Source organism: Telmatocola sphagniphila (genome assembly GCF_018398935.1).
Lineage (GTDB): Bacteria > Planctomycetota > Planctomycetia > Gemmatales > Gemmataceae > Telmatocola > Telmatocola sphagniphila.
Window position 1 is genome coordinate 4,548,381 of the sequence record NZ_CP074694.1, and the last position, 15,683, is coordinate 4,564,063.

The 15,683-nt window shown below is 50.6% G+C and carries 10 protein-coding genes and 1 tRNA gene; 6 read left to right on the top strand and 5 right to left on the bottom strand.

The window, feature by feature from the left end; translation table 11 throughout:
• Positions 1-32: 32 nt before the first annotated feature.
• The 4 genes from KIH39_RS18225 to KIH39_RS18240 all read right to left on the bottom strand — a co-directional run bounded on the left by KIH39_RS18225 (position 33) and on the right by KIH39_RS18240 (position 5,909).
• Complete coding sequence (locus tag KIH39_RS18225) at positions 33-1,688, bottom strand: GspE/PulE family protein (RefSeq protein ID WP_390623714.1); 1,656 nt, start codon at positions 1,686-1,688, stop codon at positions 33-35.
• Between the two features lie 428 nt (positions 1,689-2,116).
• The gene (locus KIH39_RS18230; protein WP_213494660.1) at positions 2,117-3,319 is read right to left on the bottom strand and encodes a type IV pilus twitching motility protein PilT; all 1,203 of its coding nucleotides are present in this window, start codon (positions 3,317-3,319) and stop codon (positions 2,117-2,119) included.
• 48 nt (positions 3,320-3,367) lie between these two features.
• Complete coding sequence (locus KIH39_RS18235; protein ID WP_213494661.1) at positions 3,368-5,077, bottom strand: GspE/PulE family protein; 1,710 nt, start codon at positions 5,075-5,077, stop codon at positions 3,368-3,370.
• A gap of 298 nt (positions 5,078-5,375) precedes the next feature.
• Positions 5,376-5,909, bottom strand: a complete 534-nt coding sequence (locus KIH39_RS18240; RefSeq protein WP_213494662.1) for a VOC family protein — start codon at positions 5,907-5,909, stop codon at positions 5,376-5,378.
• Between the two features lie 236 nt (positions 5,910-6,145).
• Here KIH39_RS18240 and KIH39_RS18245 point away from each other — a divergent pair.
• The 3 genes from KIH39_RS18245 (at position 6,146) to KIH39_RS18255 (ending at position 10,172) form a co-directional block, all read left to right on the top strand.
• Positions 6,146-6,229: transfer RNA gene (locus KIH39_RS18245), tRNA-Leu, on the top strand.
• A 130-nt stretch (positions 6,230-6,359) separates the two neighbouring features.
• Positions 6,360-7,607, top strand: coding sequence for a tyrosine-type recombinase/integrase (locus tag KIH39_RS18250; RefSeq protein WP_213494663.1), 1,248 nt, complete (start codon positions 6,360-6,362; stop codon positions 7,605-7,607).
• Positions 7,608-8,348: 741 nt separating this feature from the next.
• Positions 8,349-10,172 carry a VUT family protein gene (locus KIH39_RS18255; RefSeq protein WP_213494664.1) on the top strand — a complete coding sequence of 608 codons (1,824 nt, stop codon included), beginning with the start codon at positions 8,349-8,351 and terminating at the stop codon, positions 10,170-10,172.
• A 1,021-nt stretch (positions 10,173-11,193) separates the two neighbouring features.
• On the opposite strand, the gene KIH39_RS18260 is transcribed toward KIH39_RS18255, so the two are convergent.
• The gene (locus tag KIH39_RS18260) at positions 11,194-12,240 is read right to left on the bottom strand and encodes a DUF262 domain-containing protein (RefSeq protein WP_213494665.1); all 1,047 of its coding nucleotides are present in this window, start codon (positions 12,238-12,240) and stop codon (positions 11,194-11,196) included.
• 258 nt (positions 12,241-12,498) lie between these two features.
• Between KIH39_RS18260 and KIH39_RS18265 the strand changes: the two genes are divergently transcribed.
• The 3 genes from KIH39_RS18265 to KIH39_RS18275 are packed head-to-tail and all read left to right on the top strand — an operon-like array spanning position 12,499 to position 15,608.
• Positions 12,499-13,776, top strand: a complete 1,278-nt coding sequence (locus KIH39_RS18265) for a DNA methyltransferase (protein ID WP_213494666.1) — start codon at positions 12,499-12,501, stop codon at positions 13,774-13,776.
• A 12-nt stretch (positions 13,777-13,788) separates the two neighbouring features.
• Positions 13,789-14,925 carry a DUF262 domain-containing protein gene (locus KIH39_RS18270; RefSeq protein ID WP_213494667.1) on the top strand — a complete coding sequence of 379 codons (1,137 nt, stop codon included), beginning with the start codon at positions 13,789-13,791 and terminating at the stop codon, positions 14,923-14,925.
• Entirely contained in the window at positions 14,922-15,608 is a 687-nt protein-coding gene (locus tag KIH39_RS18275) for an MAE_28990/MAE_18760 family HEPN-like nuclease (protein ID WP_213494668.1), read from the top strand. The genes KIH39_RS18270 and KIH39_RS18275 overlap by 4 nt, the downstream gene beginning before the upstream one ends.
• The last annotated feature ends 75 nt before the right edge of the window (positions 15,609-15,683 follow it).

Genomic DNA, 15,683 nt, shown 5'->3' on the forward strand with positions numbered 1-15,683 from the left:
CTGTTCCCCCCAATATACGATTTATCCGGCAATCAACCTTCGTCTTCGAGCACCGTTTCGCGGACGATTTCTTCCACGTTACTGATGCCGTTGAACAGCATATCGATACCCCGTTCGCGAAGACCGCGAGCCCCCCGGGCGCGCACGGCGTTTCGTAGAGCATCGGTCGATGCCCCGCGCGAAACCATATCGCGGAGGTCATCGTTCATAATCAACATTTCATAAATCCCGGTTCGGCCCTTGAACCCGAGATTGTTGCACTTGTCGCAACCTTCCCCAAAGTAGAATTGGCGGCCCTTGAGATCTTCAGCCTTCATATTCAATTCCATCAGCTGTTCCCGGCTCGGATCGTAGCCGGTTTTACAGAACTGACAGATTTTTCGCACCAGACGCTGAGCCAGAATCGCCTCGACGGTGGCCGTGATCAAAAACGGCTCCACGCCCATGTCGCGCAGACGGGTGATCGTACTCGGTGAATCATTAGTATGCAAGGTACTGAACACCATGTGTCCAGTGAGGCTGGCCTGAATGGCAATTTGGGCAGTTTCCAGGTCTCGAATTTCGCCGACGAGGATTCGGTCGGGGTCCTGCCGTAAAATTGCCCGCAGCGCGGAGGCGAACGTCAGGTCGATTTCCGCATTAATCGGGCACTGCACGATGCCGTCGATTTCATACTCGACCGGATCTTCGGTCGTGATGATTTTATCGGTTATTTCGTTCAGCTCGTTTAACGCGGAATAGAGCGTCGTCGTCTTACCGGCCCCGGTCGGCCCGGTCACCAGACAGATGCCGTTGGGCTTGCGGATGACGCTGCGGAAATCGGCCAGGATATCTTCGGGCAGACCGATACGATCCAGTTCCAGACCGACCCGGGTACGGTCCAGAACCCGGATGACCACGCTCTCGCCAAACATGGTCGGCAGAACCGAAACGCGCATGTCGATGGGGTTGCCGCCGATGTTCAATTCGATGCGGCCGTCCTGCGGCAGACGGCGTTCGGCGATATCCAGGTTGGACATAACCTTGATACGCGAGGAGATCGCCATTGCCAGGTGGCGCGGCGGCGGCACCATCTCATAGAGCACACCGTCGCAACGATAACGCATCTTGTATTCGTCTTCGAACGGTTCGAAATGGACGTCCGAGGCGTGGTCGCGAATGGCCATCAGCAGCACCATGTTGATGAGCTTGCGGACGGGGGCCGTATTGGCGATTTCGTCGATTTCGTCGAGGTCGATCGAGGTTTCGCGCTTGATCTTGTTGAAGCGATCGTCCACTTCGAGACTGTGAATCAGATCGGTGATCGATTCTTCCTTGGTGCCGCTGTAGGCCTTCTGGATGGCCGCTTCGATCTTCTTGACCGGCGCCAGACAGGCAATCACTGTTGGAATACCGAGGAAGTTCCGCACATCGTCGATGGCCTGCAGATTGTTCGGATCGGCCAGGACCACCGTCAGCGTGTCGTTATCGAACGAGATGGGCAGCATCTTATAGAGATTGGCCATGGTTTCCTGAACCATGCCGAGGGCTTTGGCTTCGGGCTTGGTCTCGTCTAGATTGACGATCCGCATGCCCGATTGCTCGGCCAACGCCTGCAGCAACTGATCTTCGTTGATCAGACCGCGTTCGACGGCGATCAGTTCCAGAGGGGAATCGGTGCTGCGGGCCTGTTCGAGCAGATCTTCCATCTGCAGTTCGTCGATGAACCCCAGGTCGACGAGAATCTGACCCAGCTTGCGGGTGCCCGAGGAGGGGGCGGTCTTTTTCGGGGCCGCTTTACCTTCGGCTTTTTTGACGACGGGCTTGGCCGCCGCCGGTTTCGCTTCGCCCGCTTTGGCCACAGGTGCCGCACCCGGCTTGGCCACGGGTTTGGCTCCGGGAGCGGCCGGCTTAGCCCCAGGGGCAGCTGTCGGCTTGACCATCGGTTTGGGCGCCGTGGGCTTCGTGGGATCGGGCTTCTTTCCGTCGTTCGATTTATTGGAAGGGGTGGTCATTTTTTCATCTATCCTGTTTCGGCTACCCGGTCTTCACCTAGCGAGGGCTATCGTTTTCTGATCATTCCTTTTTTTCGGGGCGAGGTCAGCGCCCCTCAAGTCGAAGCAGCCACGGCGGCTTTCTACGAGCGGCCGTAGTTCAGTTTCTTCTTGGGAGGCGGTCCGCCCTTGCGGGGCTTGTCATCATCGTCGTCCTCATCGTCCATATCGTCGTCGTCATCCTCATCGTCTTCGTACTCGTCGTCTTCCAGAAGGCCCTTCTCGGCGGCGGCGATTTTGGCGGCCAGGTCGGCCGGTTTCTTCGAACGCAGCAGCACTTCTTCCTTATCGCAGAGGCCAGTCTTCCAGAGATTGAAGAGACTGTCGTCGAGGAGGAACATCCCGTACTTACGACCGGTCTGGATACTCGAGTCGATTCGATACACTTTGTTTTCGCGAATCAGGTTCTGGATAGCATCGGTCACCACCATCATTTCGTAGGCGGCGATCACCCCTTCGGGCTTCTTCGGCAGAAGCGCCTGGGACAACACCCCCATCAGAGCGGTCGACAGCTGCGTGCGAACCTGATCCTGCTGGTCTTTCGGGAACACGTCGATAATTCGGTTGATCGTCGAAGCGGCCCCGGAGGTGTGCAGCGTACCGAACACGACGTGGCCGGTTTCGGCGGCTTCGATGGCCGCGTGAATCGTCGCCAAGTCTCGCATTTCACCGACGAGGATGACGTCCGGATCCATACGCAAGGCCCGGCGAATCCCTTCCTTGAAGTCGGGGACGTCCACCCCGATTTCCCGCTGGTTCACGGTGCACTTTTTGTGCTTGTGGTAGTATTCGATCGGGTCTTCGAGGGTGATGATATGTCGGTCGTAGTTGTCGTTGATGAAGTTGGTCATCGACGCCAGCGAAGTGGTCTTTCCCGAACCGGTCGGCCCGGTGACCAGCAACAGACCGCGCGGCCGGACGATCAGCGATCGAATGGCGTCGGGCATCATCAGCTGTTCGAAGGTGAGGAACTGGCTGGGAATGCGGCGGAGCACCATGCCGATGGTGCCGCGCTGTTTGAAAATCGCACAGCGGAAGCGGTAGCCGTCGGTGAATTCGATGGCGAAGTCCGATCCCCCTTTTTCCTGCAGTTCCTGCTGGCAGCGATCGGGCGTGATGGACTTCATCAGCGCGGTCGTATCGTCGTTATCGAGAACTTTGGTTTCCAGCTTGCGCATGCGCCCATTGTGCCGGACGACGGGAGGCTGTCCGACGGATATGTGCAAGTCGCTGGCTTTGAGCTGGATGACGGTCGCCAGCAATTTATCGATCATTACCGTGGCCACGGGATCTCCTGAATAACCTCAATGAGCGGGCTTGGCTGACAACTACTGCTACTCGTGATCGGAATGGCAGATACTCAAAATTTCTTCGACGGTGGTGACGCCTCGGAGACACTTCAGCACACCGTCTTCCAGAAGGTTGCGCATCCCGGTTTCGCGAGCGACGCGACGGATTTGCTGGGCAGGGGCCTGTGCGAAGGTCATTTCTCGAATCTTCGCGTTCAGGGCCATCATTTCGTAGATACCGGTTCGGCCGCGGAAGCCGCACTGGTTGCAGTTGCTGCAGCCGCGGCCCCGCATGAAGTTCGCTCCCTTGAGCTGTTCGGGCTTGATCCCGGCCGAGAGAATTTCGGCTTCGGGAGGCACGTAAGCGACCTTGCACTTACTGCAGTTCACGCGGGCCAGACGCTGGGCCATAATCGCGATCACCGAAGAGGCGATCAAGAACGGCGGCACGCCGATGTCGGCCAGCCGGGTAATGGCCGAGGGGGCATCGTTGGTGTGCAGCGTGGAGAACACCAAGTGACCCGTCAGTGAAGCCTGCACGGCGATTTCCGCCGTTTCCTTATCGCGAATTTCCCCCACCAGAATGATGTTGGGGGCCTGTCGCAACATGGCGCGGATAATTCGCTGGAAATCGAGGCCGATGTTGTGCCGGACTTCCACCTGATTAATCCCCGGCAGGTAGTATTCCACCGGGTCTTCCGCCGTGATGATTTTGCGGTCGGGCCGGTTGAGTTCATTCAACGCGGCATAGAGCGTCGTCGTTTTGCCCGAACCGGTCGGTCCGGTCACCAGAAAGATGCCGTTGGGGCGTTTGATGATCTTCTGGAAGCGCAGATAGTCGTCTTCGCCGAAGCCCATATCCCGGATGTTCACCTGGATGTTGCCGCGGTCGAGAATACGCATCACGCAGGACTGGCCGTGCACGGTCGGCAAGAAGCTAACGCGAAGGTCGAAGTGCTTGCCCTGAATGGTCGTTTTGATCCGACCGTCCTGGGGCCGGCGCTTCTCGGCAATGTCGATATTGCCCATAATCTTCAAACGGCTGACCATAGCCGCCTGCAAACGACGGGGGATGGCATCGCGCTCGACGAGAATGCCGTCGATGCGATAGCGGATTCGGACGCGATCCGCAAACGGCTCGATGTGGATGTCGCTGGCCCGCTGGGCCACCGCTTCCGCGAGCATCATATTGCAGAGCCGGACCACCGGAGCGTCGGAATCGCCGGCATCGGAGTGAGCCGCCCGGGCCGCTTCGGTCTGGGTGAATTCGATCTGGGTGTCGGTGAATTCGGAAAGCATGGAGTCCATCGACTCCGTTTCCGTTTGGCCGTAGTGCCGGTTGATCGATTCGCGAATTTGCTCGTGATCCGCCAGCACCGGGGTGACGTCTTTATTCAGAATGAAGGTCAGCTTCTGAATGGTATCGTAGTTGGTGGGGTCGGAGGTGATGAGCTTGAGAACGTTTCCTTCGAGTTGCAGTGGCAGAACGACGTTTTCTCGGGCCACGGATTCCGGTACCAATTCGATGACTGACTTGGCGATTTCCACGCCTTCGAGATCCACGTATTGCAGGCCATGGAATTCGGCCATGGCCGCCATGACTTCTTTTTGAGTCAGGTAGTTCGATTTGACCAGTGCTTCCTGGATCTTGGTACCGGTCGAAGAGCTCAGGCGCAGTGCTTCTTCTAACTGATCGGGGCCAATGAGGCGATTGCGGATGAGAATATCGGTAAAGTCGCCGCGTGCCTTGGCCATAGACAAAAATCTCCTTCGGAGGGCAGATCCCCCGCATTCGGATGGCCTTCGGGAAATGCCAATGCCATCCCCATAGCAATCCAATAGATAGGAACCACCCCAGTAGCCCGATTCCCCAGCGCTGCAGTGCTTTATGAATCTTTTGTCATTTTGAGCAAGTACTGGAGCATATGCAAGTGAAAAGTCGTCGAGTCCAGTTTGGAGATAACCGCTCCTGTTGGACTAATCCGCGCGGCTCCCGAGGGGAGGCCGGGCGGCCGAAACTGATATGCGGGTTGCGCCGTTTTTGAGCGCGGGACTACCGGAAGTCCTTGGTACTTTTCATTAAATCTTTCACATTATCCTTACAGAACCCGTGCTTGCCCCGATTGATGAACTCGTAGATAACTCCCGTCAGGGCCGAGGGTTTGGTGAAGACCTGGGTCAGCCCCGGGCACTTCAGAACATCGTCGGTGCTGAACTCGGCGAAACCCTTATCCCGCCACTCCTTCATCTTCTCTTCGACCGAATCGACCTGATAAGCGAGGTGGTGAATCCCGCCGACACCGCCGCGAGCCGCGACCCACTTGCCGACGACCGAATCGGCCGTTCCGTCCGAGATGAAGATCTCGGGAGGAAGGTGATACTCCTGTTCGGAACCAGCGGCGAACAGCTTCCAGGGAATTTCGCCGTTGAGTTTTTCCGGTGGCTCCAGAGCGATGCATTTGGCCGAACCGCCTTCGTCGAAAACGATATCGAACTCGGTTTGAACCGTGTAACCGAAGGCTTCCCTGAAGAAGTTGGCGGTTTTTTGCCGGTCCGCTACGCGATAGGCTATATGGTCGAGACGCATGGCCTGAACCTCCGTTGCCCGGTAATTTCGCTCGTCTATCTGAGGTGGCACTTAGATTATATCTGCCCGGCCCAAAAACGAATGTCAGATTATGCCAGTAAAAATTGGCTAGGGGACGCCAGGTCCGGGCCTGGGGAAGCCTTCCAAACCGAAAAAATTGGGGGAGAAAGCGCCCAAGTGAACCGCGCCTTGTCTTGACGTGTCCGTTTAGGAACCTAAACTGGATAGACACCTAAGCCGAGGTGGCGGAATTGGCAGACGCGCTAGCCTCAGGAGCTAGTCCTCGCAAGGGGGTGCAGGTTCAACTCCTGTCCTCGGCATCTACTGAAATCATAAGGGCTTACGTCAATAATGACTAAGCCCGATTTCAACTTCTCTCAATTTGGCTTCTGCAATTTTGCTGCACTTATGGCACTCGCACTGCGGTAACATAGACCGTAGGAGATCGTCATGGCGTCCTTGCAGAAGAAAAATCAATCGTACTACTGTCAGTTCCTTTTCCAGGGCAAACGTTACACGGTTACGATCGGCCAGGTCAGTGACCAAGAGGCCAATGCCTTCGTTGGGAAAATCGAACATTTATTGATGCGAATAAGGCAAAAGCTCTTGGCCGTGCCTAAAGGAGTTAAAATCGTCGATTTTCTTCTCACTGATGGTCAGGTGACTTCGGAACCACTCGAGGAAGAAGGCCCCCTCACCCTGGAATTTCTCCGCGATCTCTATTTGCAAACTCACGGGAACGGGGCGCTCGAAGCAAATACCCTCTACACCGCCAAGATTCACCTGAAGCACATAGAACGCACTCTCGAAGCCAAGTTCAATTTGCGGACCCTCTCTTCTGCGGATTTGCAGAAACATATCAACCGGCGTGTCAAAGCGAAAGGACTGAGGGGCAAGAAGCTAAGCGGCTATACGATTCGCAAAGAAATCAAGACGTTGCGTGCTGTGTGGAATTGGGCGAAAGAATCCACTTTACTCAAAGGTGAATTCCCGGCCAACAAGTTGGCCTTTCCGAAGATCGAAGAGAAACCTCCTTTCCAAACTTGGCCGGAAATCGAAAAGCGTCTTTCCAAAGGTAATGTCACGGAGGGCGAAGCGGCCGATCTTTGGGATTGCGTCTTTCTCACCCTTCCAGAAATCGGCGAACTTCTCGATCATGTGCGAGTGTCCGCTACTCATCCCTGGATTTATCCCATGTTCTGTTTCGCGGCTCATACCGGCGCGAGACGTTCCGAATTACTCCGCCTTCAGGTTTCCGATATCGACTTGGAAGCCAAGCATGTTTTCATCCGCGAGAAGAAGAAGTCAAAAACCAAAAGTACGCTGCGACGAATTCCGATTTCCGGATTCCTGATTGATGCAATGCAAGCATGGCTGGCGAAGCATCCAGGAGGAGCATTTCTATTCGGCCAATCGGGTCGGCTCGAACACGGAAAGAAATCACGGACAAGCACAGTCCCGATCACCGAAGATGAGGCACATGACCATTTCAAGAGGACATTGGCCGGGAGTAAATGGAAAGTGTTGCGGGGCTGGCATGTGCTGCGGCACAGTTTCGCATCGAATTGCGCTGCCAAAGGGATCGATCAGCGGCTCATTGATTCCTGGATGGGGCACACAACTGAAATCCGGCGAAGATACTTGCACTTGATACCAACGAATGAGCAGCAGGCGCTTTCGCTCGTATTCGATGGTTAGGCTAGCTATTACATACCGTTCAGGAACGGTATGGTTCAAGGTTGACCGTGAAAGCGGTCAACACCGCTCTACACCGCACGTCAAAACTCACCCGGACTGAAAATGACGGAGTTTAAACAACTCGTTCGATTATTTCCCGATTGGCCGGGAAATTCCGGGCAATTTTGGAAATCATCTTTGACATGTGTGGTGCCGTCATTTAGGCTATGGATCACTAGAATACGCGGCAAATCCGCCACTGGATTGCCCACGTGATCGGCTTAAGGGTTTGAGATAAAAGATGTTAGGCGACACGGGACACAAGATACCATAATGCGCGGCGCATCGAGTAAGGGCTTTCATGCGTATTACTACTGAGTAGCCCATCCCCCAATTGGTCCTTCCTCACCGATGACAAATATTCTCCTTATCGTCGCTCGGTGGTTCTGGTGCGTACCGAGCGTAAAAAGTGAACTCCATAAACACACACAGAATACGTCGCATGACATTCTGTCGTGCTTGGTCAACGTTAGGCTGTTCAGCGTCGCCTTCGTAGCGACTCCACTCATTTCCCTAATACCCTACGCGCTTACTGAGTCCCATGTATGGGGTCTCATCAGTTTCGGTATCGGTACCCTTTCGATTATCCTCTGGCTCAGCCTCTTGGGAGGGATCAGACAGAGCTCGCAAGTTACGAGACCGATCAAACTCGGAGCTTGGGCTACGATTATCATAAGCGCCGCTCTCGGAGTATGGCTCTTCGTGGCATCGGCAGTGGGTATTGAGCCATGGTGGATACTTGTTGGATACTTGTGGCTTCAATTGTTCACAGGAGTGCCATTCGCACTAACCTATGGGGTGGACTCAAAATTGTCTGGCCGAGTCTACGACCGAATCCGTTTGCCGGGGAAGTGCCCAATATCGCCAGGAGGTGAGTTTCGCAAATGTAAAACTGCTGGAGCAACTGCCGCTGCAGCGGTCGGCGCCTTCGTGTGGTGCTTAGTGCTGATCTGCCATCCGAATGCAAGCCGGTCACCATGGTGTTACTCTTTGATTTTCTTAATAAATATTGTCCCAATGGTGCTTCTCCTTTACTGGATCCAAAAACTAGAACTGTCGGCTGGTCTAAATATCCATAGCGACACCGAAGAGATACAGTCGCAGCACGACTCAATTAAAAAGGATGTCTGGGAATCCATTCTCGCTGTCGGATTCTTGGAAGGTCTGCTTCAATTCTCACAGTTTTACTTCTCGATCAAAGCTATAAAGATGTTGTTCGACAAGGTTCCTACATACCCCTTACTTTGTACGATATTCATACCATTGCTGTTCTACATAATCAATAGTACGGAATTGATAGGAGTGACACTTTTCCGTAGATTCTTCCGCAATCCAGAGCGTGAGTCCAAGAAACGTCAATATATAGCACTAAAAACACTTTTAGTCACTGTCTCAATTTTTGCTATCCACATTGCTACATGGATGATATGCGGATGGTATATTGCTATGGATGTGGTAGCATTTTCAGTGTTCAACATTGTCAAAGGGTGCGCAGGCGGGCTGTCGGAAGAATGGCAAGAAGCATTACGGCAAAAAAAGAGAACACAACTCGACCGATGTGACGAAGCAATTTTTTCAGCTCGATCCGCACTGATTGGCCGTCTATATCAAATCGCTGCGATAATTGTTTATATGATCGCTACAGTTCTCGTTGCCAATGATGATGTCTTCGACGCCTTTCACAATCTGTCACCTAATACTCTCAAACCAGATCAAAACTCGGCGGTCTTTGCCAGTACGCTGACTGTCTTCGTCTTTCTCCTACTCGCTGCCAACCTCTTGGTTTACCTGTGGAGCGCAGACGGAACTCCGCGCAAGACGCCCATAGAAGTGTTTCTCGATGGGATTCGATACCGGGATCAGCGGCGCGCTATGTTGACGCAGTTACTGCGTGTATCGTTCGTTGTATCCTTGGTGTTGTCCAACTTTCTTGCAGTGAAGTTAGCCGACATTCGAGGTGTATCCTTCAGTCACGGTGGCCTGTGCTATGTCTTTTGTTTCGTAATCCTTCACCTAATGGTTGCGTTCGAGGGCGTGGAGGCGGCTGTCAAGACGGTGCTTCTCGGTATGGCATCATATCCATTTGTCTACATCGCGCTTGTGGTATCTTCAACCGGACCGGGTCGGGTCATGGATGGGGGTGGTATTTCCACTGACCAGTACAATTCATTGTTTGGCCACACTGTCTCGATGCTTTTCGTTGCCAGCCTGATGGGCTACATCATAACAGTCGTACTGGATATGCTACTTATGAGTTACTTGATTCGATATTTCGGCGCGGACAAGGCACTAGTGGTTGGAGCGTTCGTGACCTGCATCTGCCAATTCCTAGACTCAGCCCTCTTTGTATACATTGGCTACTTTACAGCGCTACAGGCCAATATTTGGCCCTTGATTATCGGCCAGTTCGCAGTTAAATTCTGTACTTTTTTAGTGCTGTATTTTCCGTTATACCTCTTCATCCGGATGCTTGACAGGCAAGCTTGGCAGCAGGGCGGGCGCGTGTCAGATGCCATTTCCTTGTAAGCACCTGACTGGGCATTGAAGCGTTGAGGATGTAGTAGGTCATCATGCTGCAGAGGCTGTCCTTCGAGTAGTTGTTCTTCAGCAGGGAGAACGCGAAACGACGCAGCTAGGTCAGGTCGTTGCCCATTACGCGTTCGCGTATCCGGTCGTCGACTTGCCGAGCGCGACGGTCAATCGCTGTCTCTTATAAACGAATTAACAGTAACACGGATCGCCCTTTTTCTGGATGGAAGCGACGGGTTGCCCACCCCACAATCAAGGAAGACGGGCCCATCCGCTCTAATAATTGATTTTTATTTTATACGAAAAACGTTAAACGGCATCGATCATATTCCGTACTACAAATCTCAGTGGTTGGAGGCGGAAAATCTAAATCACTAATGGCACAAATACTCGGCAACAAATCGAAGGTCATCCATCCAGTCGTAAATTAACCTTTGCGGTCTTAAAAGTGGACATGTCAGTAAGATCAGGCTAGGTCGATTCAGAACACCTATGCCATAGTTGGGAGCAAGGTTAGAAGCAGCACGTCGGGAGTGTTGATTCTTATGTGCGAAGTAATTTCGGAATACTGGAAGATCGACAAATACCCGTGTGCTAATTGAGAGCGCGGCCGCAATATCAGATGTATTTGAGAATCGTTCGGAGACTGATAACTCTAATAGAGTATTACTGAGATACCATTTTGGCTCGAGTCGTCTTTGATACTCACCAACAGCATTAGGCACAGCCCCAGGATTATAGTAGAGAACGGCACGGCCAATACATTGGTTCAAACTGAGTCCAGGATTTGCAATAGTAATCCACCCCCCGCCACACTTCTTGGCCTGAGCCATGCATGCGAGGAAATAACCGCGCATGAAGTTCGACCAGACGTTCAGAAGCTGAATGGTCACGTATCCCACTACCTTTTCAATATCCCGTAGAGTGGCGTTAGGGGGAATTCCTTGAATGTCACGCCGTAATCGGTTCAATTGAGTTAGGAGGGTTCTCCGGATTTTCTTGAGGCGAGTTGTTCGTCTCATTGAAGCATCTGGGGTCTCATTGCTGTTGAGTATGTTTTGAACCGCATCTCACGATTTATCTTGGTATTCGTCCCAGCTCTACTGGCTGAAACGAAGTTAATTAGAAATTCCGGTGGGTCCTCAGCATCCAAGGCCTCAGAAATCGCTCCCAGATTTGCCAGCACGATGTCATCGTTAAACGTTCGCAAAGCCGAAGCCTGGTAAACAGAATTCAGGACTGACAAAGGCTTCAATGCGTGGGAAATCGCAAGGAAAAATGTGAAAAATTGGAATGGTTTCATGAGGGTAGTGTTATGAATTTGCTCCCATCTTAGGATATGGGTAAATGCTTGGTCTATCCTGGTCGACATGTCCTGTTCTTCTGGAAACTCAGCATCTTTGTCAGTGTAGAATTTATTCAAGAGTGATTGCGATGCGGTTTTTATTCCCGTGAGCATAGTCATAACGATCTCTGAAAGAAGGCCTGAATCCTGCATTCTGCTAAGTTGCTTTTCAGTGAAGACACCAATTGATTTCAACGTATTCTCATATCTTTCTGTCACTTCAACGATGAACCATTTCAACTCTCCTTGGTGGGTGGCGTGACGTTTCTCTTGTGGATTCAGCGGCACCGTGTAGGAGTTCATCCGGCGGAACACTTGGCGGATTTCATTATCCGTCGCTCCTACGAACACATCAGCGGATATGGAATAGCTGATGAATCGTTGTTTATCTCCTTGATCCAATTGATCGTACGACCTTCCAGAGAACTCGCTTTTTCCCGTGAGTCGGAATTTATTTTCATAGAAGTCTAAAATTGCTTTGCTTCTTTGCTGTCCGTCAACGATTTCCTTTACTGTCTTTCTACTCCGTAAGTCAGTTTTCTGAGATAGGCAGAACTTCGGAATCGGGAAACCGTGGAGAATAGTGTCGATTAGATACGAACGAGCAGCGGGTGGCCAGACGGCATCGGAACGCTGATAATCGCGATTGATCGTGATTGATCCTTTCTCCATTTGGTCACAGTATTCGGCGATCGTGAATCCGGTCGTAGTTACTTGCATTGTCGGATCCTAAGTATTCTCGAGGTATTTTTTGTCCGTCTTCCCCGTCGAACACAATAAATTTATGACTGCTTACTCAAATTTACAGCCAAAACGACCTAAAAACTGTTCGAAAAACGGGTAATCCATATCGCTGTCTCTGAAGCACGCTCCCTTACATCGGTGCTCTTGGTGGCTGCTTAGGATATCCGTATGATAGAAAAAACTGACTTAAAGCAGACATAAGTGCCATGAATATTTACAGAGGCGAATTCCTGAATGATATTCTCCAACCCGAAGCGGATGAAACAGAAAACGCCCAATAAAGAATCGTGGTTCAATTTCTATGCCGGATATTCAGGGGCGTTTGTTCGAGACGTATTAGTTCAGGTGATGCCGAATAATCAGGGGCGGGTGTTGGACCCGTGGAATGGGAGCGGTACCACTACAACAACTGCACATGAGCAAGGTATCGACTCTACCGGTATCGATATTAACCCAGTCATGATTATTGTCGCAAAGGCGAAATTACTGTCACCAGGAGTTGTTGAAAGCTTGCTGCCACTTGCAGAAGAGATTATTGCTTTAGCAAAGCAGACGAAAAAGCGAATCCATTATACCGACCCCCTCTTGGAATGGTTTACCCCGGCTGGGGCTTTACCAACTCGATTATTAGCTGACGCAATTTCCAAAATACTGATGCCTAGCGAGGCTTGGGAGAAAGTATTCCTCTCAGACCATATTTGTCTAGTGTCTGATCTTGCCGCTTTCTTTCTGGTCGCTCTGTTTCGAACAACCAGATCTCTCGTCGTGCGATTTCGACCAACCAACCCAACGTGGATCAAAGCGCCGGAATCTGACAAATGTCGGATTCGACCTAACCCCGAAAAAGTCTACGATGAGTTTCGTTTGAATATTCGGGAAATGCTGGCTGGGGTGGCACCAATTTCTGGGCAAGCAAACACAATTATTTCCCTCGGTTCATCTAGTGACCTTCCATTAGCAAAGAAGAGTGTCGATGCGGTTATTGCTTCACCGCCGTACTGTACAAGAATTGATTACGCAATTGCCACGAAGCCAGAATTGGCGGTACTTGGTTATTCGCAGAAGAGAGATTTTGATTCTTTGCGGCGACTTATGATGGGTGGTCCTGTTGTTACCTCTTTAGCCAGTTCAACAAAATCAGGATGGGGTGAAAACTGCGTAAATTTCTTAAAAGCAGTTGAGACACATCCTTCGAAGGGATCACGCAGCTATTACCACAAGCTGTTCTTGCAATACTACGCTGCCATGTACGAATCACTGCAAGAGATCAATCGTGTACTGGTACCTGATGGCCAGTGCGTCCTTGTGGTACAGGACTCCTTTTACAAAGAAGTACACATTGATGTTGCAAAGCATATCGGCGAGATGGCTCGAAATCTTGGTTGGACCTTAAAAAACCGATTTGATTTCGAGGCTAACCTTGTGATGGCAAGAATGAATCCGAAGATCAAAAAATACCGAACTTACTCGGGTGCAACCGAGAGCGTGCTCTGGTTTCGAAAAGCGTCGTGAGGAATTTGGATTATGCCAACCATCGATCCTGTCTCCCTTATTGCTGCAGCTGACGAGCAGGTAGCAAAGGTTCGAACTCAAGGCAAAGACTATTCTTTCAACGAACTCCTTAGCATGCATGAGGAGGGCGAACTGATTATTAACCCAGAGTATCAAAGGCTCTTCCGATGGCCAGAAGAAAAAGAATCTCGATTCATAGAATCTCTGATTTTAGAATTGCCCTTACCTCCAATTTTCGTGATCGAGGTTGAGGGCGGGAGATACGAACTAATTGACGGGTTACAGCGAATCTCATCATATTTCCATTATCGCGGTAAGCTCAAAGCACCTCATAGGAGTATAAAGGTTAATGATTACCTGAAACTGATCGACTGTGATATAGTGGAAGCGCTAAATGGGCACGTATACGATGATTTGCCCGAAGCACTTCGCATCAAACTCAAGCGTCATTCTGTTAGGGTCGAAGTGATTCGCAAAGAGAGCGACAGACGTCTCAGATATCACATGTTCAAGCGGTTGAATACAGGAGGAGCACTACTGAGTGAACAAGAAATTCGAAACTGTACTATTCGGCTCCTTGATAACACCTTCAATCAATTCATCATTGATTGCAGTCAAGAAGCCGATTTCATCGAATGTACCTCGAATGTGGGCTCAGAACAGATCGACAAGAAATTTGATCAAGAATTGGCTCTCAGATTCTTTGCATTTAAAAACTGGCCTGACAAATATAGCCACGAAATCGGTTCGTTTCTGACTGAATACATGGAGGCTGTAACGGACCCTCTGAAAGGTGTACCTTTTGATTACACCTCAGAGCGCCTCAAGTTCAAAAAAACATTCGGAGTTCTCCGTGCATGTCTCGGAAGTGACGCATTCTACATGGTTGTTAAGAGGAGTACGGGGACTCAATCGAAGTATCCTTTTAGTGTGTTACATTATGAAGCATTTACACTAGGGCTGCAATCTCACTTAGAGCGTCTCGATCTCACCAACTCATCTCAAATAGAAAAAATGAAATCAGAAGCAACGAAAATCAAGTATGACGAAGAGTTTATTAAATTGACGACAGGAGGTGGGAAAAACACGAAAGGATCACTAACAAAGAGGATCCAGTTTGTATCTGATCGTATTGGTAAAGTCATATGAACCTTGCCGACATCCGCGCAGAGCTTGAAGATGAGCTTAGATGGCGTTCGGAAGAACTCCGTTTCTTAAAAAACCAATTGACAGACCTACGAAATGATGACGAACGCTGCCAATTTCGACGAGCTCTTGTTGTCATGCTGTATGCGCACTTTGAAGGCTTCTGGAAAGCGGCATTTTCAATCTACGTTAAGACACTAAATTCAGAAGGAATTTTATGTAAAGATGCTGTTAATCATTTGGTTGCTGCAAGTCTCTTCGATTTGTTTTCGGCTTTATCAAGCCAAGCAAAGCATCCCTATTTTCGTGAAAGAGCAGCTGATGATACCAAGCTGCATCAACTATACCGTCAAGTCGAGTTCATCGATAATTTGCCCAACATAGACACAACGCGTCTTGAGTTGTCCGCAGAAAAAGTTGTAGATACTGAATCCAATCTTTGGCCTGTTGTTATACGGAAGATATTATTTCGCCTTGGATTTCCTGACCAGACATTCGGAAGCCATGAAGGGGCTGTATGGAATCTTGTTAACAAACGAAATGGTGTTTCCCATGGAACAGATCGATTAGGATTCACAGCGAAAGAATTCAATGAACTCGAATACGCTGTACTTAATATCATGGAGGACGTTGTAAAGATCCTTTTCAGTTGGTTGCGCGAGCGAAAATTTCTGAAAACAACTTGATGTTTCGATTTACTAACTGAATACTTATTGGGTTATTTGCGATATAAATCTCTTGCGTAGAGCAAGTGGGTATGT